This is a genomic window from Nocardia lijiangensis NBRC 108240 (assembly GCF_001613045.1).
In the GTDB taxonomy this organism is placed as follows: Bacteria; Actinomycetota; Actinomycetes; order Mycobacteriales; family Mycobacteriaceae; genus Nocardia; species Nocardia lijiangensis.
Genome location: NZ_BDBP01000016.1, coordinates 113,651 through 133,867 on the forward strand (window position 1 = coordinate 113,651; position 20,217 = coordinate 133,867).

General features: G+C 69.1%; 21 protein-coding genes and 1 tRNA gene. 11 read left to right on the plus strand and 11 right to left on the minus strand.

Features of this window, described 5'->3' with window-relative positions:
* Positions 1–79 precede the first annotated feature (79 nt).
* Together NL1_RS06595 and NL1_RS06600 are read left to right on the plus strand one after the other, a co-directional pair.
* A complete protein-coding gene (locus tag NL1_RS06595; protein WP_067835428.1) occupies positions 80–538 on the plus strand; it encodes a tyrosine-type recombinase/integrase in 459 nt (152 codons plus the stop codon).
* Positions 502–876: a site-specific integrase gene (locus tag NL1_RS06600; RefSeq protein WP_067835430.1), complete on the plus strand. Its 375-nt coding sequence runs from the start codon at positions 502–504 to the stop codon at positions 874–876. Before NL1_RS06595 ends, NL1_RS06600 begins: the two co-directional genes overlap by 37 nt.
* Before the next feature lie 97 nt (positions 877–973).
* Here NL1_RS06600 and NL1_RS06605 read toward each other — a convergent pair.
* Positions 974–1,046: transfer RNA gene (locus NL1_RS06605), tRNA-Ala, on the minus strand.
* A 122-nt stretch (positions 1,047–1,168) separates the two neighbouring features.
* Here NL1_RS06605 and NL1_RS06610 point away from each other — a divergent pair.
* Positions 1,169–2,638, plus strand: a complete 1,470-nt coding sequence (locus NL1_RS06610) for a DUF222 domain-containing protein (RefSeq protein WP_067835432.1) — start codon at positions 1,169–1,171, stop codon at positions 2,636–2,638.
* Positions 2,639–3,054: 416 nt separating this feature from the next.
* Here NL1_RS06610 and NL1_RS06615 read toward each other — a convergent pair whose 3' ends face one another.
* The 6 genes from NL1_RS06615 to crcB (NL1_RS06640) form a co-directional block, all read right to left on the minus strand.
* Positions 3,055–3,756 carry a DsbA family protein gene (locus NL1_RS06615; RefSeq protein WP_067835434.1) on the minus strand — a complete coding sequence of 234 codons (702 nt, stop codon included), beginning with the start codon at positions 3,754–3,756 and terminating at the stop codon, positions 3,055–3,057.
* Between the two features lie 891 nt (positions 3,757–4,647).
* Positions 4,648–5,928: an MFS transporter gene (locus NL1_RS06620; protein WP_245673116.1), complete on the minus strand. Its 1,281-nt coding sequence runs from the start codon at positions 5,926–5,928 to the stop codon at positions 4,648–4,650.
* Between the two features lie 52 nt (positions 5,929–5,980).
* A complete protein-coding gene (gene pgm, locus NL1_RS06625; RefSeq protein WP_067835463.1) occupies positions 5,981–7,624 on the minus strand; it encodes a phosphoglucomutase (alpha-D-glucose-1,6-bisphosphate-dependent) in 1,644 nt (547 codons plus the stop codon).
* Between the two features lie 47 nt (positions 7,625–7,671).
* Positions 7,672–8,034: a fluoride efflux transporter CrcB gene (gene crcB / locus NL1_RS06630; RefSeq protein ID WP_067835436.1), complete on the minus strand. Its 363-nt coding sequence runs from the start codon at positions 8,032–8,034 to the stop codon at positions 7,672–7,674.
* Positions 8,031–8,393: a DUF190 domain-containing protein gene (locus NL1_RS06635; protein ID WP_067835438.1), complete on the minus strand. Its 363-nt coding sequence runs from the start codon at positions 8,391–8,393 to the stop codon at positions 8,031–8,033. Before NL1_RS06635 ends, crcB (NL1_RS06630) begins: the two co-directional genes overlap by 4 nt.
* Before the next feature lie 65 nt (positions 8,394–8,458).
* On the minus strand, positions 8,459–8,932 hold the full coding sequence (crcB, locus tag NL1_RS06640; protein WP_245673117.1) for a fluoride efflux transporter CrcB: 474 nt from the start codon (positions 8,930–8,932) through the stop codon (positions 8,459–8,461).
* A 160-nt stretch (positions 8,933–9,092) separates the two neighbouring features.
* On the opposite strand from crcB (NL1_RS06640), the gene NL1_RS06645 reads away from it, so the two are divergent.
* Complete coding sequence (locus NL1_RS06645; protein WP_084510352.1) at positions 9,093–10,358, plus strand: lipase family protein; 1,266 nt, start codon at positions 9,093–9,095, stop codon at positions 10,356–10,358.
* A 170-nt stretch (positions 10,359–10,528) separates the two neighbouring features.
* On the opposite strand, the gene NL1_RS06650 is transcribed toward NL1_RS06645, so the two are convergent.
* Positions 10,529–12,049, minus strand: coding sequence for an MFS transporter (locus tag NL1_RS06650; protein WP_067835440.1), 1,521 nt, complete (start codon positions 12,047–12,049; stop codon positions 10,529–10,531).
* Positions 12,050–12,169: 120 nt separating this feature from the next.
* Here NL1_RS06650 and NL1_RS06655 point away from each other — a divergent pair, with 120 nt between their 5' ends.
* Together NL1_RS06655 and NL1_RS06660 are read left to right on the plus strand one after the other, a co-directional pair.
* Positions 12,170–12,844, plus strand: a complete 675-nt coding sequence (locus tag NL1_RS06655; RefSeq protein WP_067835442.1) for a TetR/AcrR family transcriptional regulator — start codon at positions 12,170–12,172, stop codon at positions 12,842–12,844.
* Between the two features lie 56 nt (positions 12,845–12,900).
* Positions 12,901–14,199: a D-arabinono-1,4-lactone oxidase gene (locus tag NL1_RS06660; protein WP_067835444.1), complete on the plus strand. Its 1,299-nt coding sequence runs from the start codon at positions 12,901–12,903 to the stop codon at positions 14,197–14,199.
* On the opposite strand, the gene NL1_RS06665 is transcribed toward NL1_RS06660, so the two are convergent.
* On the minus strand, positions 14,200–14,850 hold the full coding sequence (locus tag NL1_RS06665) for a Cap15 family cyclic dinucleotide receptor domain-containing protein (RefSeq protein WP_067835445.1): 651 nt from the start codon (positions 14,848–14,850) through the stop codon (positions 14,200–14,202).
* Between the two features lie 245 nt (positions 14,851–15,095).
* Here NL1_RS06665 and NL1_RS06670 point away from each other — a divergent pair, with 245 nt between their 5' ends.
* Complete coding sequence (locus tag NL1_RS06670) at positions 15,096–15,623, plus strand: helix-turn-helix domain-containing protein (protein WP_156094696.1); 528 nt, start codon at positions 15,096–15,098, stop codon at positions 15,621–15,623.
* Between the two features lie 97 nt (positions 15,624–15,720).
* On the plus strand, positions 15,721–16,635 hold the full coding sequence (locus tag NL1_RS06675) for a hypothetical protein (RefSeq protein ID WP_067835449.1): 915 nt from the start codon (positions 15,721–15,723) through the stop codon (positions 16,633–16,635).
* Between the two features lie 13 nt (positions 16,636–16,648).
* On the opposite strand, the gene NL1_RS06680 is transcribed toward NL1_RS06675, so the two are convergent.
* Positions 16,649–17,395: an SIR2 family NAD-dependent protein deacylase gene (locus NL1_RS06680; RefSeq protein WP_067835451.1), complete on the minus strand. Its 747-nt coding sequence runs from the start codon at positions 17,393–17,395 to the stop codon at positions 16,649–16,651.
* Positions 17,396–17,553: 158 nt separating this feature from the next.
* Here NL1_RS06680 and NL1_RS06685 point away from each other — a divergent pair, with 158 nt between their 5' ends.
* The 3 genes from NL1_RS06685 to NL1_RS06695 all read left to right on the plus strand — a co-directional run bounded on the left by NL1_RS06685 (position 17,554) and on the right by NL1_RS06695 (position 19,731).
* Positions 17,554–18,462 carry an oxygenase MpaB family protein gene (locus tag NL1_RS06685; protein WP_067835453.1) on the plus strand — a complete coding sequence of 303 codons (909 nt, stop codon included), beginning with the start codon at positions 17,554–17,556 and terminating at the stop codon, positions 18,460–18,462.
* A 409-nt stretch (positions 18,463–18,871) separates the two neighbouring features.
* The gene (locus NL1_RS06690) at positions 18,872–19,285 is read left to right on the plus strand and encodes an arsenate reductase ArsC (RefSeq protein ID WP_067835455.1); all 414 of its coding nucleotides are present in this window, start codon (positions 18,872–18,874) and stop codon (positions 19,283–19,285) included.
* Positions 19,286–19,287: 2 nt separating this feature from the next.
* Positions 19,288–19,731, plus strand: coding sequence for a VOC family protein (locus tag NL1_RS06695; protein WP_373862529.1), 444 nt, complete (start codon positions 19,288–19,290; stop codon positions 19,729–19,731).
* Between the two features lie 147 nt (positions 19,732–19,878).
* On the opposite strand, the gene NL1_RS06700 is transcribed toward NL1_RS06695, so the two are convergent.
* Positions 19,879–20,217, minus strand: a 339-nt coding sequence (locus tag NL1_RS06700) for a helix-turn-helix domain-containing protein (protein ID WP_156094697.1), incomplete at its 5' end; no start/stop codon positions are given.

Here is a 20,217-nt window from a genome sequence, read left to right on the forward strand (position 1 = left end):
ACAAGAAAAAACGCAGCAGTGACCGAAACGCGCCCGTCGCGCCGAACCGATCGACACCCGAACGGCCAAGAACGGCACCGTGACCTATACGTTTCAGGTCGATATCGGCACCAGGACGGACGGGAGTCGCATCCGGCAGCGGTTCACCTACGACACCAAGACGGAGGCGCGGCGCGAGTTCCGGCGGATTTCCGCCGCCGTCGCCGCCGGAACCTTTGTCGGCCGAACCGACATCACCCTGTCACAGGTCTCCGACGAGTGGCTGAAGTCGCGCCGGGACATCCGGGCGAACACGCTTCGGAACTACCGGGATTCGCTGAAGTATGCCAAGCGCGACCTCGGCGCGATGAAGCTTCAGACGCTGCGGCAGGCCCATGTGGACGAATGGGTTTCCACGATGCTGGAAACCGGGTCGATGAAGGGCAAGCCACTGGCACCGGCTACGGTCCGGCTGGCCTTGGTTATGCTCCAGCAGGTGACCGAGTACGCGACGCCCTGCCGATGCCCGACGACGTGGCAACGGCGTTGCGGGAGTTGAAAACTCGCCAGAAGCGGGAACGGCTCGCGCTCGGCCGATCCTGGGACGAAACCACGCACGTCTGCTCGGACGAGACCGGCAAGGCAGTCTTACCCCGGACCTACACCGGATGGTTCCACCCCATTCGGATCGCAGCGAAACTCCCCCGCATCACCTTGCGGAACCTGCGGCACACCTCGGTGCCGGTCATGCTGCACGCGGGCATCCCGGCGTCGACCGTCGCCGCCTGGCACGGCCACGATCTCCGGATGACCACCGCTGCCTACAACCGGGTCTATGACGAGGGTTTGACGGCCGCCGCGTCGGCCATGTTCGGAGCCGTCGACAAGGCCGTCTGACCGAGGCGCTATCCGCCCGTCGGCACAGTCTTGGCTCACTGATCTTGAAAATAAGAAAGACCCGGCATAAATACCGGGCCTAACCTGCTCAAACGAGTGGAGCTAAGGGGACTCGAACCCCTGACCCCCACACTGCCAGTGTGGTGCGCTACCAGCTGCGCCATAGCCCCTTGGTGGGTCGCGCTCGGTTTCCCTCGCGCCTGATGAAAGTTACACCACCGGCGTGTCAGCAAACAAATCGCCTGGACAAAGGGGTGGCGGGCGGGTGAACTCAACCCGTAGAATCGAACACATGTTCGAACAGAATCAGCTCTCTGCGGTGGACTTCGGGGCCATGAGTGACGAAGGGTTGATCGAGGCGCTCAGGGCGGCGCACGGGGCGGCGGCCGCGGCGCAAGCGGCGGAGGTGTTCGCGGTGCGCGAGTTGTATCGGCGACACCGGGCCGCGAGCGCGGAACCGGGGCCGGGCGGTGTGCGGGCCGGGGAGTTCGCGGCGGCCGAGGCGGCGGTGGCGCTGTATGTGGACGAGGGCACGGCGGGGGCCCTGATCGATATCGGGCTGGTGCTGGAGGAGGCGCTGCCGCGGACCCGGATGGCGTTCGCGGTGGGCCGGATCGACCTGGCGAAGGTGCGGGTGATCGTGGACAGCACACGGGCGTTGACGAAAGAGGTCGTCGACGTGCTCGAGCCGCGGTTACTAGAAGCGGCGGCGCGGACGAATCCCGCGCGGTTGCGGCAGGCGGCGCGACGGTGGGCGCACCGGCTGGATCCCGCCGGTGCGCAGCGGCGGCGTGAGCGGCGACAGGACGACCGCGACGTGCGGATTCGCGCCGTGCAGGACAGCATGGCGGTGTTCGACGGGCTGCTGCCCGCACCCGGCGCGCAGACGGTGGCGATGCGATTGCGCGAGATGAGCCTGCAGGTGTGCGCCGCGGATCCGAGGACTATGCCGCAACGGCGGGCCGACGCGCTGGTGGCGCTCGCGGACGGGTCGGGGCGGCTGCGCTGCCGGTGCGGCCGTGGCGAACGGTGCCCGCAGGCCGGTACCCCCGCGCAACCGCCGCGACGGCCGCTGATCCAGATCGGGATCGCCGCGGAGGCGCTGCTGGACATGCGGGAGGCGCCCGCGTTCCTGGCCGGCTACGGGCCGATCGACGCGGCGCTCGCGCGATTACTGGCCGAGCACGCGCGGTTCCAGGTGGTTCCCGAGCATTCGGACGCCGACACGGGCGCGACGGAGGAAGCGGCGCAGCGGCGCACGGGTCGCGAGATCCGGGCGGTCGACGGAATGTGCCGGTTTCCCGGGTGCACGATCCCCGCGGCTGAAGCTGAACTGGCGCGCAGCGGCAGCGGACTCGCCGTGCTCTGTTCGCGGCATCGTCGACTGAAATCGTTGGCGGACAAGAGGAAACAGGGTTGGCGGGTGTGGCGCGCCGATCGCGATCGGATGCAGTGGACCGCGCCGGACGGCGACCTGCACACAACGGTGCGGGAGGGTGCGCGATACCTGTTCCCGCACACCGATATCGCGCTGCCCGCAGTGGGAACCGCCGGAGTCCAAGCTGTTTCGAGCGCTATGTCCTACGTCGCCGACCGCGCGGGAAGCAACCGGACCGAGTCGAATCCGGGACTCACCGCCGACCGCCCGACCGGTGAGGACCTCCTCTACCCCCTCGACGGGCACATCCCGCTGCACCGGCAACTCAGCAGGATCGCACCGGAAGACGACATCCCGGACGACGTCACGGCCCACTGGGACTGAGCCCGCCCCCGGGTCGCCGAGCAGCCCAGCTCATAGGGAAAGCCGGGCGCTCAGCGCGCCAGCTCGACCACCTATTCCTCCGAGGACCTGCCCTACCCCCTCGACGGGCGCATCACACTGCACCGGCAACTCAGCCGGATCACGCCACAGGACGACCCCGACGATGTTGCGATCCACCGGAACTGAGCTCGCCCCGGGTCGCCGAGCGGCCCAGCTCGCAGGAAAGGCCGGGCGCTCAGCGCGTCAGCTCGACCACGCATTCGTAAGAGGACCTGCTTTACCCCTCGACGCACTGCACCGGCAACTCAGCCGGATCGCGCCAGAGGGCGACATCCAGGACGACGTCACGGCCCACCGGGACTGAGCTCGCTCAAGGTCGCCGCCGAGCAGCCCGAACCGCACGGGAAGCTGCGCGCTCAGCGCGTCAGCTCAACCACCCATTCCTCGTTGTTCACGTCGACCTTGTTCTGTCCGTCGAATACCGACGGCGTCGCGGCGCGCCCGTCCAACCGCGCGTTCAGGTCGTCCATGGCTGCCTTCGCGTGCGCCTTCGCGTTCTCCACCTTCGCCCCGCTCGCCACGCACTGCACGACCTGGTCGGGCGCGCCCGCCTCTCGCGCCAGTCCCGACAGCTGTTCGTTGCTCAGGTCGTCGCCGCCTTCCTCCGGCTGCTTCGACACGAACAGCAACTCATGGAACTTCGAGTACACCGGACCGTTGCCTGCCTCGGCGACGCATTCAGTGGCCGCGATAGCGCGCGTCGAGTAATCCTTGCTGCTCGACTTCGGGTCGAGGAAGTTCACGTAGTGGTACCGCACCGCGAGTTTGCCCTCGTCCAGCTGCTGGGCCAGCTCCTGACCGTAGACGCGCTCCAGCGCGCCGCACGCCGGGCACAGCGGGTCCTCGTAGACGTCGACCGTCGTGGACACGCCCGGCTTGCCCAGAACAACGACGCCGTCGGGTTGCAGCACCGCATGCACACCGGCGTCGCGCACGGGGCCGTAACCGTCGTTGCGCGCGTCCGGTTCGTCCCGGCCCGAGCGGAACGCCAGGACCACGATCAACACGATCAGGGCGAGCGCGACACCGCCGAGGGCGTAGCTGGTCACGCTAGACATCGGTCGCGGGGTGTAGTTCGAACGCGATTGACTCACGTCAACACTCTGCCGCAATCCCCGCGACCGGTGTGCGCCGGGCATAGCGAGTCGCCCACACCGCCGCCGCTCGCAACGGTGACCTCGCCACAGCCCGTCCCACATGCTGTCCAGACACCTCACATAGGCACCGCCTGTGTGAGGCGTCCACAAGCTATGTGAACCACCAGGGCTGGCTGGACGATGCGAACGGGCGCTTCCCGCAGTCCTAGCAGCCCGTCTCGACACCTCGCAGGGGTTGCAACCTGTGCGAAGCGTCTACACGGTCTGCGAGGCTCGGCGCCACACAGCGTGCGGACGCCCCGCATAGGCACCACCTGCGTGGGGCGTCCACAAGGTATGTGAACCGCTCGGGTTGGACATCATGAAGAAGCCCCGTGCAGTCTTCGCAGGCCGTCTTGACACCTCGCAGGGGTTGCAACCTGTGCGAAGCGTCTACACGGTCTGGGAGGCTCGGCGCCACACACCGTGTGGACGGCCCGCATAGGCACCGCCTGTGTGAAGCGTCAGCAAGGTGTGCGGGCACACACGGGCAGGCACGATCTGCCGCGCTTACCCGCCTCCGCGAGCGGCGACTTGATTCCGTTGAAGTCTTCGCAGTCCGTCTTCACGCCTCGCAGGGGTTGCAACTGCAACCCGTGCGAAGCGTCGACGCGGTCTGCGATGCTCGGCGTCACACACCATGTGGACGGCCCGCATAGGCACCGCTTGTGTGAAGCGTCAGCAAGGTATGTGGGCACGCACAGGCGGGCCCGATCGCGGTGCTGGACCATGCGGAGCGGGCGCCAGCCCGCAGAGTGGCGCGTTATGGATCGGCGTCCCGAATTTCGTTGTCCGGCGCGAGGATTGCCCCCCCTAGCGACGTGAACCAGTAGGCGAGGCGGTTCGTTCGTCGTGGGTCGGGTCGCGCGGTTCCTCGCATTCCTCGGCGGCGCGATGGGCGAGTTGATATTCCGCGTCGTCGCACGGCACGGCGGTGACCTGTTCGGCGGGGTGTCGTTGCAGCGGCTCGGGGACGACCGTCCATGCCGCGGCTGCGATGGCCAGCAGCGCGCCGGTCGCGGCGAGTGCCAGTCCGTAGGAGGTGTGCTGGGCGAGGGCGCCGACGGCGACCGGGCCGACGACGGTGCCCAGGTCGGCGGCCATCTGGAAGCCCGCGAGCACCGGGCCGCCGCGCGCCTTGGGGCCGAGGATGTCGGCGAGCGCGGCCTGCTGGGTCGGCGTCAGCATGCCCGAGCCGAGACCGGCGACGACGGAGGTCGCCAGGAGCCAGCCGAGGTTCGGGGCGTAGCCGAGCCCGGCGGTGCCCAGCGCGCAGACCAGCGAGCCGACGACGAGGAACGGCTTGCGCCCCCACCGATCGGACAACCGGCCGGACAGGAACAGCACCGCGACATTGCCCGCCGCGAAGGCGGTCAGCGCGACGCCCGCCATCCCGGTCGGCTGTCGCAGCACCTCCACCACGAGCAGGGGCACGAGCGCCATGCGGACACCGAAGATGGCGGCGCCGTTGGCGAAGTTGGACCAGAGCACCGCGCGGTAGGCGGGGCGGGCCAGCGCCTGACGGAAGGTCATGACGCGCAGTTCCCCGCTGACCTCCGGCGCGGCCAGATGCGAATGGCGCAGGCTCAGGTGGACCGCGACGCTCACCGCGAGCAGCGCCGCGGCGTAGATGAGGAACGGCGCTCGCAACCCGAGCCCGGCCAGCGCACCGCCCACCAGCGGACCGCTCACCGAGCCGACGAGGAAGCTCGTCGACCACAGCCCCGACACCCGCCCGCGCTGCTCGGGCGGCGAGATGCGGATCACCAGCGCCAGCGACGACACGGTGAACATGGTCGAGCCGATGCCGCCCACCGAGCGCAAAACCAGGAGCTGCCAATAACTCTGGGCGAACGCGCTCGCTCCGGTGGAGACGGCGACGATCACCAGGCCGGACAGATACACCCAGCGCTCGCCGAGCCGCTGCACCAGCCGCCCGCTGACCGGCGCGAACAGCAGCCGCATCAGCGCGAACGCGCTGACGATCGCGGACGCGGCCGCCACCCCGACGCCGAAGCTGCGCGCGAACTGCGGCAGCACCGGTGCCACCAGTCCGAATCCGATGGCGATGACGAACGCGGCCCCGATCAGCACCCAGATCTCATTGGGCAGAGCCCCGGCTCTCGTGTTCGCCAGCGCCCTGGCTCTACAGCTCACCCGTCAGCGCCTTGCCCACCATCTCCTCCGCGGCCGCCTGCACCTGGGCCAGGTGCTCGCTGCCGTGGAACGACTCCGCGTAGATCTTGTACTTGTCCTCGGTGCCGGATGGACGCGCCGCGAACCAGGCGTTCTCGGTGGTGACCTTGAGTCCGCCGAGCGGCGCGCCGTTGCCTCTCGCGCGGGTGAGCACGGCGGTGATCGGCTCGCCCGCGATCTCCTTGGTGGTGATCACATCGGGAGTCAACCTCGCCAGGCGTGCTTTCTGTTCCGCGGTGGCCGTGGCGTCGATGCGGGCGTAGGCGGGGCTGCCGTAGCGACGCTCGAGTTCGACGTAGCGCGCGGACGGTGTCTGCCCGGTGCACGCGGCGATCTCGGCGGCGAGCAGTGCGAGCAGGATGCCGTCCTTGTCGGTGGTCCACACCGTGCCGTCCATCCGCAGGAACGAGGCGCCCGCGCTCTCCTCGCCGCCGAAAGCGAGGCTGCCGCTGAACAATCCGGGCACGAACCACTTGAACCCGACCGGCACCTCGTGCACGTCGCGGCCGAGTACGCCGACCACCCGGTCGATCATGGACGAGGTGACCACGGTCTTGCCGATCTTGGTCAGCGCGTCCCAGCCGATACGGTTCGCCACCAGATATTCGATCGCGACGGCGAGGAAGTGGTTGGGGTTCATCAGCCCGCCGTCGGGGGTGACGATGCCGTGCCGGTCGGCGTCGGCGTCGTTGCCGGTGGAGATGTCGTAGTCGTCCTTGATCGCCACCAGCGCCGCCATGGCGTAGCGCGAGGACGGGTCCATCCGGATCTTGCCATCGCTGTCCAGCGTCATGAACCGCCAGGTCGGGTCGACCAACGGGTTGACGACCTCGAGTTCGAGGTCGTAGCGCTGGCCGATCTCCTCCCAGTAGTCCACGCTGGCGCCGCCCATCGGGTCGGCCCCGAGGCGGATGCCCGCGCCGCGAATCGCGTCCAGGTTCAACACGTTCGGCAGGTCGGCGATGTAGTGGTCGAGGTAGTCGTAGCGCTGGACGCAGGTGGCCAGCGCGTGCTGCAGGGTGGTGCGCTTCACGTCGGACAGGCCGGTGCGCAACAACTCGTTGGCTCGCGCGGCGATCGCGTCGGTGGCGACGGTGTCGGCCGGGCCGCCGTGCGGCGGGTTGTACTTGAAGCCGCCGTCGCGCGGCGGATTGTGCGACGGCGTGACCACGATGCCGTCGGCCTGGTGCTTGGTGCCGTTGGTGTTGTGCCGCAACACCGCGTGGCTGAGCGCCGGTGTCGGCGTGTAGCGGTCGCGGGCGTCGATCACCGCGGTGACGTCGTTGGCGGCGAGCACCTCGAGTGCGGTGGTCCACGCGGGCTCGGACAGCGCGTGCGTGTCCCTGGCCAGATACACCGGACCGGTGATGCCCCGGGTGGCACGGTATTCGACGATCGCCTGGGTGATCGCCAGGATGTGCGCCTCGTTGAACGCGCTGTCCAGGCTGGACCCGCGATGTCCCGAGGTGCCGAACACCACCTGCTGGGCCGGATCGGCGGGATCCGGGATGCGGCTGTAGTAGGCGGTGACCAGGTGGGCGATGTCCTCCAGGTCGGTCGCCCGTGCGGGTCGCCCGGCTCGATCATGGGCCATGCTCGGGTCTCCCTTCCAGGTCGGCTGCGCCCGGCTCGTCATCAGGATCATGCCCACAACCACTGGGTCGCGGACGCGGCGGCGTACACCGCGGCCAGGCAGGCCGCCACGCTGATCACGACATTGCCCACCGCGTAGGTGTAAGCGCCGTCCGCGACCAATCGGATGGTCTCGTAACCGAATGTGCTGAACGTCGTCAACGCGCCGCAGAAGCCGGTTCCCGCCATCGACAGGAGCCAGCTGTCCGCACTCGCGCCGATCAATCCGCCCAACGCCGCCGAACCGACAATGTTAACCGTCAAAGTGCCCAACGGCAGCAGGGTTTCGAAACGGGCGGCCATCGCGCGGTCGATCAGATAGCGCAGCGGCGCACCGATCATGCCGCCGATCACGACGAGTACCGCGGTCATCGGCCCACCCCGATGGGCGGCTGCCAGGTCTCCACCGGCGACAGCGTGACGGTCACGCCGGCGAGCACCTCGGCGTTCTCCTCGACGAAGGACCGCAGGCGCTGCGTCTCGTCGACGATCATCACCTGCACGGGAAGATGTTCGGCCAGATCGAGGACGCGGCTGGTGTGGATGTGCGAGGACGCGCCGTAGCCCTCCACGCCGCGCCACACGCTGGCGCCGGAGAGGCCCGCGTCGCGCGCACGGCGCACGATCTCGTGGAACAGGGGGCCGTGCCGCCACTTGTCGTCCTCGTCGAGCAACACCGTCAACCGCGCGGCCTGCCGCCACTGGCCCGCGTCCGCAGGTGAATCACTCATTGCCTGACCCCCTTCCGTCGTACGTACCAGTCGTCCACCACGCCGCCCAGCGGGCGACGCGCCGATCACTGTCGTCCACCGCGTTGCTGCGTTCTTGCCGTGCCCGTCGCGAGCCGCGCCACCCCCATGCCGAGCCATACCGCGCCGAGCGACGCCGCAACCGTCCCCCCGAGATAGCCGAGCGCCTCGGTCGTTGCTCCCGATTCGAGCAGTCTACGAATCTCGAGGCTGTAGGTCGAAAAGGTCGTGAAACCGCCCAGCAACCCGATGCCGAGGAAGGGGCGTAGCAGTCTGTGGGCTACCCAGACCTCGGTGATCAGAACCATCAGAATTCCGATCGCGAAACAACCACTGACATTGATGGCGAAGGTCGACCACGGCACCTGGCCGGGCGGCGTCGGCCACCCGAGCCCGACGACGTAGCGCAGCACGGCGCCGAGCCCGCCGCCCAGCGAAATCACCAGGAGCACAGTCGGCTCGACGGCCGGGGTACGGGCTTGCGGGCCCATCTGCTGACCTCCTGCCGCGCCGAACGTCATCGGCGACATGCTATCGGTAGGACCACCCGGTCGGTTCGGCCGGGGACACGAATGACGAACAGCCGCGTTCATTGACACGGGATGCGCCGCCGACTACGAATGCCCCGAAGGTTTCGCCACGGTTCCACCCCTCCCCTATCCCTTCGGCACTGGAGCGACGATGGCGGCACGACGGGCAGTACCGAAAGCGCGTCCGACGGCGGCGACAACGCTCCGCACCGGGTGGCAGCAAACTTCGAGCGGAGCCCGGCGACGGCTGCGGCGACTGGCGCTGGCGGCGCTCGCGGCGGCCTGCCTCGGCCACGCCGTGCCCGCGGCGGCGCAGCCGATCTATCCGATTCCCGACGCCGACGGGTTCTACGCCGCGCCGTCCGATCTTGCCGGATTCCAGCCCGGAGATGTGCTGCGCAGCAGGGTCGTTCCCACCACGATCTTTCCCGGCTCCACGGTGTGGCAGCTGTTGTTCCGCACGGTCGACTCCGCAGGCGAACCGATCGCGGCGGTGACCACGGTGCTGGTGCCGCCCGGCGGCGGGCCCGATCGCCCGCTGGTGTCGTATCAGCCGTTCGTCAACTCGCTCGGCATGCAGTGCGCTCCCTCGCACAGCCTCTTCGACGGCGGCGTGCGCGAGGCCCCCGCGTTGAATCTGCTGCTCGCCAGGGGCTGGGCCGTCGCGGTGCCCGACCACCTCGGCCCGACCAGCGCGTACGGCGCGGCCCAGCTGGGCGGCCGCATCACCCTGGACGGTCTGCGCGCGGCCAAGCGCTTCGCTCCCACCGGCCTGGCGAACAGCCCGGTGGGTCTGGCCGGCTATTCCGGCGGCGGCATGGCCACCGGATTCGCGGCCGCGCTCGCTCCGGAGTACGCACCGGAGCTGCCGCTCGTCGGCGTCGCCATGGGCGGGGTCGTGGTGAACATCGGCAAGCTCGCCCGCGATCTCGGCGCCCGGCCCAACCCGCTGTTCGGGCTCGGTTTCGCGGCCGCAATGGGTCTGGAGCGCGAATACCCGGGCCAGATGGAGATGTCGCGCATCCTCAACCCGTCCGGGCGGGCGCTGCGCGACCAGATAGCCAACGCCTGCGCGGAGGAGATCATCAGCGCGGGCGCGGACCGCAGCTTCTCCGATGTGCTCGACGGCGATCTGGAGGCCGACCCGTCCACCGTCCGGGTCCTGCGGGAGAACAGCCTGGAGACCTTCCCCGCCGTCCCGCGCGCTCCGGTGTACCAGTGGCACGGCGAGAACGACGACGTCGATCTCGATCTGGTCCGCGAGGTCACCGTGCGCTACTGCCGGGCGGGCACGCCGGTGCAGTTCGACGTCATCCCCGGCGCGGACCACGGCGCCGCGAGCATCCAGGGCGCGCCGCGGGCCTTCGGTTATCTGTCCGACCGATTCGCGGGGCTCCCTGCGCCGAGCAACTGCTGACGGTCGCCGCACGGCACTGCGCCCGCGTCCGGTCGAAACCGGCGCGGGCGCAGTGTTGTTCAGGCGCGGGCGCAGTGTTGTTCAGGCGCGGGCGCGGTGTTGCCGAGACACGGGCGCAGCGTCGCCGAGGACGCCGACGCGGTGTCGCCAACGCGCGGGCGCAGATCGGCTCAGTGCGCGAGCACCGGCTCCCCTTCGGCGGGCGCGGGCGCGGTATTCGGCATCAGCACCGCCGAGAGCACGGCGCCGAGGACGAAAGTCGCGGTGGCCCACCAGAAGCTGGTGGTGTAGCTCTCGATCTGGGCCTGCGCGACGGCCAGCGGGCCGGGCTGCGCGGTGGACAGGTAGTCCGTGGCGGCCGAGGCGGCGATCGTGCTCAGCAGCGCGGTGCCGATGGAGCCGCCGACCTGCTGGCTGGTGTTGATCATGGCCGAGGCCACGCCCGCGTCCTCGTGCTCCACGCCCGAGGTCGCGCCCTGGAAGGCGGTCGCCATGGCGCCACCGAGGCCGAAACCCATCAGGATCAGGGCGGGCAGGATGTGCGTGCCGTAACCGGTGTCCAGGCCGATCTGGGTCAGCCAGACCATGCCTGCCGCGGCGATCAGGAACCCGGCGGTCACCACGATCTTCGGACCGAACTTCGGCAGCAGCAACGAGGGCGCGGTGGTCGAGGAGACGATCATCGCGGCCACCATCGGCAGGAACGCCACGCCCGTCTTGATCGGCGAGTAGCCCAGGCTCAGCTGCATGTAGTAGGTCAGGAACAGGAAGATCGCGAACATGCCGATGCCCATCACGAACACGGTCATGTAGGAACCCGCGCGGGTGCGGTCCAGCAGAATTCGCAGCGGCAGCAGCGGGTGCGCGACCCGGGACTCCAGCCAGACGAACACCGCGAGCAGCGCCGCGCCGCCGATCAGGAAGGCCAGGGTGACGCCGTTGGTCCAGCCGTCGGTCTCCGCGTGCGAGAAGCCGTAGACGATGCCGAACAGCGCCGCGGTCACCACGACGGTGCCGGGGATGTCGAGCTTGGGGCGCTCGGCGCTGACGTGCTTGGCGAGCAGCAGCACCGCGCCGACCAGCGCGACGGCCGCGAAGGCCAGGTTGACGAACATCACCCAGCGCCAGTTGGCCCACTCGGTGAGCGCGCCGCCGAGCAGCAGGCCGATCGCGCCGCCGGTGCCCGCGACCGCGCCGAAGATACCGAAGGCCTTGGCCCGCTCGGACGGTTCGGTGAAGGTGACGGTCAGCAGCGACAGTGCGGCGGGCGCGAGCAGCGCGCCGAACACGCCCTGGCCGACGCGGGCCGCGACGAGCACTTCGAAATTGGGCGCCGCGCCACCGACGGCCGAGGCGACGGCGAAGCCGACCAGGCCGATGATGAAGGTGTTGCGGCGGCCGAACAGGTCGCTCAGGCGTCCGCCGAGCAGCAGCAGGCTGCCGAATGCCAGCGCGTAGCCGGTGATCACCCACTGGCGGTCGGCGTCGCTGAAACCGAGATCCTGCTGGGCGGCGGGCAGTGCGATGTTCACCACGGTGGCGTCGAGCACCACCATCAGCTGCGCCACGCCGAGCACGGCGAGCACCCACCAGCGCAGGGCGTGGGAGCCGCGGCGCTGCGCCGTTCCGGGGCTCGACGCCCCGTCGGTTTTCTCGAGGGCCGGGGCCCCACGGTCGATCGTGTTGGTCATAGGTCCCCTCAACAATCCGGACAGTCGATGCGGAGGCAACATCTCCGCTTACCGATAGAAGTTATCACGTTAACGGAGGCAGTGCCTCCGCTTAATCCCGATAGTTGCTAGCATGAGGGTGTGAATCCCGCCACTGCCCCTTCTCCACCCCGGCGTCTGCGCGCCGACGCGGCGCGCAATCAGCAGCGCATCGTCGCCGCGGCGCGCGAGCTGTTCGCCGAACACGGACTCGAGATCACCCTCGATGACGTCGCCGAAAAGGCGGGTGTCGGCGTCGGCACCGTGTACCGGCGGTTCGCGAACAAGAAAGAGCTCATCGCCGAGGTCTTCGAGCAGCACGTCGGCGAGTTCGCCGTGGCGGCCGAGGACGCGGCGCAGCATCCAGACCCCTGGCTGGGGCTCGTCCAGTTCTTCGAGTACGCCTGCAGGCACCTGGCGAACAACCGCGGGTTCAGCGAGGTCATGCTCGAGCTCGAGGAGGACCCCGAACGCTTCGCCGCGCTGCGCGATCGCATCAAGCCGACCGTCGCGGCCGTCATCGACCGCGCCCGTGATGCGGGGACGCTGCAGCCCGAGATCGAACCGAGCGATTTCTTCGCGCTGATCCACATGGTCGACGCGCTGGCCGAGTTCGCCAAGCCCGTCAATCCCGATGTCTGGCAGCGTTACGCCGCCATCATGCTGAACGGCGTACGCGCCGACTCCATCCCGCGCATGCCGCTGCTGGTCGCGCCGCTGAACGACGACGAAGTCGAAATAGCCAAGGCGCACACCTGCCTGGGGCGCCGCCGGTAATCGAAAAACCGTGCTCGGGTAGCGCGCGTCACACGGCATGCCTTAAAGTTGGACGCATGACCAATTCGTGGGTGAACTGGGCCGGGGATCAACACTGCACACCGGCGACCATCGCCACCCCGCGCAACCACGAGGAACTCGCCGAGCTGCTCGCCAGCGCGACCGACCGCGGCCAGACGGTCCGCGTCGCGGGAGCCGGACACTCCTTCACCGACACCGTCCTCACCGACGGCACGCTGCTGAACCTCTCGCGAATGAACCGCGTCCTCGAACTCGACGCGGCGACCGGGCGGGCGCGGGTCGAGGCGGGCATCACCCTCAACGCGGCCAGCGCGGCATTCCACGCCGCCGGGCTGGCCTTCCCCAACCTCGGCGACATCGACGTGCAGACCATCGCGGGCGCCACCGCGACCGGGACGCACGGCACGGGCGCGACACTACAGAACATCTCCGCGGCGCTCCATGCGGTCGAGCTGACGCTCGCCGACGGCAGCCGGATCGAACTCGACGCCGAGAACGACCCCGACGGCTGGCGAGCGGCGCGGGTCAGCATGGGCGCGCTCGGCGTGGTCACGGCGGTCACCCTGCAACTGGTGCCCTCGTTCGTGCTCGAGGGCATCGAACGGCCGGTCCCGGTGGACGAGGTGCTCGCCGACCTGGATTCCTACGTCGACGGCAACGAGCACTTCGAGTTCTACATGTTCGCGCACAGCCCGCTGGCGATGACCAAGCGCAACAACCGCGTCGACCTGCCGGAACAGCCACGCGGCAAGGTGATGGACTGGTTCGCCGACATCCTCATGTCCAACTACGCCTTCGACGCGCTGTGCCGTTTCGGCAAATGGCAGTCCGGGGCCATCCCGTGGATCCACCGCGGCGCCGCCTACGCGGGCAGCTACCGCCGCCAGGTGGACCGCTCCTACCGGGTGTTCGCCTCCCCCAGACTGATTCGCTTCACCGAGATGGAATACGCCATCCCGCGCGAACATTCGGCCGCAGCCATCCGGGAGATCAAAGAGGTCTCGGCCCGCTTCCAGACGCCCATGCCGATCGAGGTGCGCTGGGTCGCGCCGGACAACGCCTTCCTCTCCCCCGCGAGCGGCCGCGACACCTGCTACATCGCCGTGCACCAGTACCGCGGCATGGAGTGGGAGCCGTATTTCCGTGCCTGCGAAGAGGTCTTCGACCGCTACCAAGGCCGCCCACACTGGGGCAAGCGCCACTTCCAGACCGCCGACACGCTCCGCGAGCGCTACCCGGAGTGGGACCGCTTCACCGAAGTCCGCCGCCGCTTCGACCCCAAGGGCCGCTTCGCCAATCCTTACCTGGACCGCGTCCTCGGCTCCGTCGGCTGATCAGACCGCGGGCAGCAGCGCCTTGACCTGCTCGACCTTCTTGCGGTGCAGGTCGATTCCCGCCGCGTAGGTCGAGGCGGGCGTCCTCGACACCAGCGCGACCTGGAAGGTCGAGCGGACGCCCGATTCGGTCCACATGTCGCCGTCGAGGCGCTGCGGTTTCGATCCGTGGAATTCGGCGACGGCCGATCCCCGGTGCCTGATCTGCCCCTCCCGGCCGGTCGTCGGCCTGCAGTCGTACATCCACGAAAGCATGTACTCGCCATCGGAATTGGCGCCGATCGACGACGCCAGCGAGCCGGACTTGCTGTGTTCCATCATCATCACCACACCGACCTCGTCCGAGGTCTGGCTGATCCGGAAGACGACCTGCCGCGTCAGCTCGATCTCGTTTCCGTGCACCTGTCGGCGGGTCGTGGTGGTTCCGACCCAGGTACCGCCCAGCCAGGGCTTCCGCGCGACCCGAAGCAACCAGGGCCAGCGCCAGGCTCGCGAGTCGTACAGCCAGAACACGACGACGGCGAGGACGGGGAGGGCGAACGCGATCCGGGTGACCGCGATGGGCAGGTCGATGCCGAACCCGAGAAGGATCACAACGAAGGCCGCCACCATCAGGTAGGCGGTGACCTTGATGAGCGTTTTGTTAGTCACCAGGTTCCAGATTCTCTGAATGCGGACAAGACTTCGCCTAACTCGCCGCCCCGCCACACCACCGGGGCATTCGCACCCTCGTCCCCCCGAGTGGCGCGCCACGGATACTAATCGATCACAGGTATTTCGTTCCAGAAGGGAAAGGCTTTCCTTACCCGAACATGTCTTCGAGACACAGAGGAGAGCGCCCCCGTTGGCGTGTCGAATACTTGGCGCACGATGTGGCAAGTGGCATAGTGTTCCACATGGGTGGCAAGGACGGGTGGCAGCGCCTGGCCGCGCAGGTCATTGCACGCCGCCAGGAGCTGGGCATGCCCACGCGCCAATTACTGGCCGACAGCACCGGATTGAACTACCGGGTGCTCGGCGATCTGGAGCGCGGCACCCGGGGAGTCTCGGCGGGCACGCTCGCCATCGTCGAGCAGAAGCTCGGGTGGACCCCCGGCAGCGCGCGACGAGTTCTGGAGGGCGGCGAGCCGCTGGTCGCCGATCGCCTGGTCACCGCCGTCAACGCGGCAGCGCAGGAAGCCGCACAGTCCCCCGAAGCCGGCGCCACGGCGATCCGCGGACTCAGCGAGGCCTACGTCATAGCGGCCGAGCTGGCCGAGCGAGGCGACGCCACCACCGGCCACCGGCTGCTTCGGGCGCTCGCCAGAATCGGCCGCGGACTCATGGCCGACCCCGACGAATTCCGCGGCACCGACGGCTCCCTCGCCGACGACGACGCGATCCAACGCCACACGCTCCCACCGGATTACTGGCCGAAACCCTGAGTCTCGACGACCACCGCGGCGAGGTGGTCGAGCGACACGGGAACACCTCCGCGTGGTTGACGGCGTGTGCCCGAGCGCGGGTGTACGTTATGCGTTTGTGATCTTTCTGGCGCTGGTGCCCGGCCTCCTGTTGGCTGTCGCCTTCTTGCGCGCACAGCAGTGGCGCGAGCCCGCGACTCGGCACATCACGATGGCTCTTGCGGCGCTCGTCGTCGCGTCGGTCTGCACGATCCCTTGCGTCGCGAGCGCCATCGACCGGTGGGGATCCCGGCACCTGGGATGGTCCGCCGTCGCGGAGTTCACCAGCCATATCGCGGCGGTCGTCGCGTGTGGCGTCATGATCGAATGGGTCTTGGTCACCTCGCGGCGCAAGCGTCTGGCCGGACGGTTTCGAGCGGGTGCCGCGGCCGCGATCCTCACGCTCACAATCCTTTTCGCGGCATTCCACCTGCAAGACGCCGAACGTTCGGGGATCCTCGCCGCCGGTACCGTCGCGTCGCGGTGGTACACGCTGGTCTACGCGATGGCCGTGGTGTACAGCAGCGGCCACCTCGTCTACCTCACCAGCGACGCGATCCGGCGGCGGGCCGATTCGTACGGCGTGTGCGCCGCACTGTGCTTCGGCGGCGGGACCGGAATCGTCTACGGGACCGGCATTCTCGTGTGCGGAATGATGCCGGCGCCCGCCGCGTGGATCACCACGTGGACGTGGCTCACCGCGGGTCCCTCGCTGCTCGGGCTCGCTATCGCGGGATCGGTCGGCTGGCTGCCGTGGGCCGCCTCCGCGCCCGGCGGCGCGGTTCGGCGCCGGGCTCCGGGCGCGCCCGCTCGGTGCGACATCGCGATCGACCTGCACCACATCGAAGTCACGCTCGGCGGCGAGGACACCGGCACGGCGGCATCGGCCGCCGCCGAGCCGACCGGCGAAGCGGCGGCCGCACAGGAGAACAGCCCCGCCCGGCGCTCGGACAGGAAGGATTCCGCAATCCAGCCCGACCGGATCGACTTCTGAACGCCGAACGTGCTCAGGCGCCGAGGATCTCGGAGACGAGGCGAGGCACGGCGGTGCCGATGGGTTCGCGGATCACTTCGGTGGCGATCTCGTCGTAGGGGGTCGGTTCGGCGTTGACGATGACGAGATCGGCACCCGCACGCACGGCGACCGCGCACATCGAGGCGGCCGGTTCGACCTGGAGCGAGGTGCCGATGGCCAGGAAGATGTCGCTGGTCTCGGCGGTGATCGCGGCCTTGGCGAGACTGCGGTGATCCATCTGCTGGCCGAACATGATCGTCGCGGCCTTGAGGATGCCGCCACACTCGGGGCAGGGCGGATCGGGTTCGCCCGCCGCGACCCGTTCCAGGGTCGCGGCCATGCTGGTCTCGAAATCACAGGTCACGCAGACGACCTCGAACATGTTGCCGTGGATCTCGATGACCCGCTCCGCCGCCGAGCCGGCGCGCTGGTGCAGCCGGTCGATGTTCTGGGTGATGATCGTGACCGCGCGACCCGCCCGCGCCAGCTCGGCGAGCGCCTTGTGCGCGGCGTTCGGCGTCGCGTGCCAGGCCGGGTTGTCCCGCCGCGCCTGCCATGAGCGCTCCCGCAGATCCGGGTCGGACAGGTAGTTGTCGTAGGTCGAAAGCAGTTCGGCGATGGGGTCTTTCGTCCACACGCCGCGCGGCCCGCGGAAATCGGGGATGCCCGAGTCGGTGGAGATGCCCGCGCCGGTGAGAACGCCGATCCGGCCGGTGCGCTCGCGCCACTGTGTACTCATCACCGCTCCGTACTCATAGCCGCTCCGTCGTCATGGCAGCCAGCGTAGGTCGCGCGGCACGGGACGGGCCACCGGCGAATTCGTCGCGCCAAGAGAATGAGAGATTGGTATACTAATCATCTCATCGTTCTGAAGAGGGTCGATCAAAGGAGATCGCAATGACCGCGTCCGCCGCACTCGAGACCACAGCGCGGGACCTGCCGCCGCGCCGCCCGTTCGCGCCGGGCACCCGGATGTGGGACGAGACCGGTCTCATCACGTTCTCGCTGACCGCGGGATCCGCCTTCCTGCTGCAGACCATGGAGCCCACCATCTCCGCCGTGGTCGACGAGCACTCGACCTTCCGCACCGACCCCATGGGCCGCGCCGTGCGCAGCCTCTCCTCGGTGATGATGTGGGTCTACGGTGGCGACGAGGCGCTCGCGGAGGCCGATCGGCTGCGCGCGATGCACGCCTCGCTCAACACCACCGACGCCGCGGGCAGGCGGCACAAGGCGCTCGCGTCCGGGCCGTGGGCCTGGGTGCTGCACACCGGAACCTTCGCGTTCACCGAGAGCGCCGAGTATTTCGCCCGCCGCCCGCTCACCTACGCCGAGAAGGAGGCGTACTACCAGGAGACGTTGCAGCTGATGCGCAATTTCTCGGTGGCGCCCAAGGAGGTTCCGGAGAACTACGCCGCCTTCGAGAAGTTCTTCGCCGACATGGTGGAGAACCACCTGTGCGAGACGCCGACCGCGCACGACTATCTGAGGGTGATCCAATCGGTCGCGCCGCCGAAGCAGCTGCCGCGGGTCCTTGCGCCGCTGTGGCGCATGGCGGTCGCGCCGATCGGACGGATGCAGTACTTCGTCACCGTGGGCACCACGCCGGAGGCCGCGCGGCGCAAGCTCGGCCTCACCTGGACCGCCGACGACGAGCGCAAGCTGCGAGCGTTGGGCTGGATGATCGCGCGGATCGTTCCCCTTCTCCCCGAACGGGTGCGCTACTTCCCCATCGCCTACGAGGCGCGGCGGCTCGAGCGTGACCGCGCGCGGCTGCGCAAGGTGATCGACATGCGCCCGATCTGACGCCGCAGCACCGGTGCCGCCGCGATACCGCCTGGTGTCGCGGCGGTTTCGCGTCCCGGCGGCGCGGTTCCGCCCATTCGTCAAGCGCGGCAAGAGTTCTCATCGCGGGTGGTCATCGCAGGAAAATTTCGCGACCGCCCGGTCTGTTCTACCCGGAGGCAGACCTTCGCCCCGGCAACGGCTTTCGCGGTCCGCCTTCGCTAGCAGCGCAAACATCGCGCCACCCCGTGGCGAGCGGGCGGGCGCAACCGCGAGAGGTCCCCCCATCCTCGCCGGGTGTTCGCCCGTATCCCTTACGCTACGACAGCGTTTCGACCCGACCTCCCGGACGGCACGCGCCGGGACCATTCCGCGCCGCGGACGGGTCCGGCCACCACCCGAGCATCGCCCCACCCCGAAAGGCGTCCCGATGGCCCACAAGCCCAGTGTGCTGTTCGTCTGCGTGCACAACGCAGGCCGATCCCAGATGGCCGCCGGGTTTCTGACCGCTCTCGCCGGTGACCGCATCGAGGCCAGGTCCGCGGGGAGCGCGCCCGCGGCGACCCTGAATCCGGTCGCGGTCGCGGCCATGGCCGAGGTCGGCATCGATATCGCCGACAAGACGCCGCGGATGCTGACCGACGAGGCGGTCGGCGTCTCCGACGTGGTGATCACCATGGGTTGCGGCGACGCCTGCCCGTTCTTCCCCGGCATCAGCTACCGCGACTGGGTGCTGCCCGATCCGACCGGCCAGACCATCGAGGTGGTCCGCACTATCCGCGACCGGATCCGCATCCTGGTCGAGAACCTCATCGCCGAACTGGTGCCCGCGCCGAAACTCTGACGATGTCCGATTCGTTCAAGACCGGACCCGTCCACCGTCTCTACGCTGCCGATATGACTCCGCAACTGGACTTCATCGGCATCGTCACTTCGAACATGGCCGCCTCGCTGGCCTTCTATCGCCGCCTGGGCCTGGAGTTCCCGGCCGACGCGGACACCCAGCCGCACGTCGAGGCCCAGCTCGCAGGCGGCGTGCGGCTCGCACTCGACACCGAGGACACCGTTCGCTCCTTCCACTCCGAATGGGAGCCGCCGAGCAGCGCGGGCCGCATCGGCCTCGCCTTCCGCTGCGCCGACGCGGCCGAAGTCGACGCGGTATACGCCGACCTGGTCGCGGCGGGCTACCGGGGCGAGCTGAAGCCGTGGGACGCGCCGTGGGGCCAGCGCTACGCGGTGATCAACGACCCCGACGGCAATGGCGTCGATCTCTACGCGCCACTGAGCTGAACGAAGTCCGGCGGGCTCACACGCGGTCGGCCCAACACGACAGCGGGCTGACACACCAGGCCGGGCTCTACACGATGCCCAACGCGCCGCTCGGCTGACAGGACCCTCGGCGGCCGACCAACACGGCCGGGCGGCCGGGCGCATCTCTTACGCCCCGCTCGGCCGCTCTCGCGCGTGACGAGCCGACCACTCGCCGAGCGGCATACCCGCCAGCTCCCGCATATCGCGCGCGAGGTGGGCCTGATCCGCGTAACCCGCGGTGATCGCGGTCTCGGCGGGCGGCGTGCCCGCGCGCACCGCGGCCAGCGCCCGCTGGAGGCGCAGGATGCGGGCCAGCATCTTGGGTCCGTAGCCGAAGGCGGCCAGCGACCGGCGGTGCAGCAGCCGGGCGCTCAGTCCGGCGGCGTCGGCCGTCGCGGCAACCGACCGGCCAGCGTGCAGTGCCGCGACGATGCAGCGCAGCAGCGGATCGGGCGGCACGGCGTC

Bases quoted from the DNA above. Each gene is read 5' to 3' on its own strand.
- NL1_RS06600 (WP_067835430.1), top strand. From the start codon at position 502: ATGCCCGACGACGTGGCAACGGCGTTGCGGGAGTTGAAAACTCGCCAG.
- NL1_RS06610 (WP_067835432.1), top strand. From the start codon at position 1,169: ATGTTCGAACAGAATCAGCTCTCTGCGGTGGACTTCGGGGCCATGAGT.
- NL1_RS06615 (WP_067835434.1), bottom strand. From the start codon at position 3,756: ATGTCTAGCGTGACCAGCTACGCCCTCGGCGGTGTCGCGCTCGCCCTG.
- pgm (WP_067835463.1), bottom strand. From the start codon at position 7,624: ATGGCCCATGATCGAGCCGGGCGACCCGCACGGGCGACCGACCTGGAG.
- crcB (WP_067835436.1), bottom strand. From the start codon at position 8,034: ATGACCGCGGTACTCGTCGTGATCGGCGGCATGATCGGTGCGCCGCTG.
- NL1_RS06635 (WP_067835438.1), bottom strand. From the start codon at position 8,393: ATGAGTGATTCACCTGCGGACGCGGGCCAGTGGCGGCAGGCCGCGCGG.
- crcB (WP_245673117.1), bottom strand. From the start codon at position 8,932: ATGACGTTCGGCGCGGCAGGAGGTCAGCAGATGGGCCCGCAAGCCCGT.
- NL1_RS06645 (WP_084510352.1), top strand. From the start codon at position 9,093: ATGGCGGCACGACGGGCAGTACCGAAAGCGCGTCCGACGGCGGCGACA.
- NL1_RS06650 (WP_067835440.1), bottom strand. From the start codon at position 12,049: ATGACCAACACGATCGACCGTGGGGCCCCGGCCCTCGAGAAAACCGAC.
- NL1_RS06660 (WP_067835444.1), top strand. From the start codon at position 12,901: ATGACCAATTCGTGGGTGAACTGGGCCGGGGATCAACACTGCACACCG.
- NL1_RS06670 (WP_156094696.1), top strand. From the start codon at position 15,096: ATGGGTGGCAAGGACGGGTGGCAGCGCCTGGCCGCGCAGGTCATTGCA.
- NL1_RS06680 (WP_067835451.1), bottom strand. From the start codon at position 17,395: ATGAGTACACAGTGGCGCGAGCGCACCGGCCGGATCGGCGTTCTCACC.
- NL1_RS06685 (WP_067835453.1), top strand. From the start codon at position 17,554: ATGACCGCGTCCGCCGCACTCGAGACCACAGCGCGGGACCTGCCGCCG.
- NL1_RS06690 (WP_067835455.1), top strand. From the start codon at position 18,872: ATGGCCCACAAGCCCAGTGTGCTGTTCGTCTGCGTGCACAACGCAGGC.
- NL1_RS06695 (WP_373862529.1), top strand. From the start codon at position 19,288: ATGTCCGATTCGTTCAAGACCGGACCCGTCCACCGTCTCTACGCTGCC.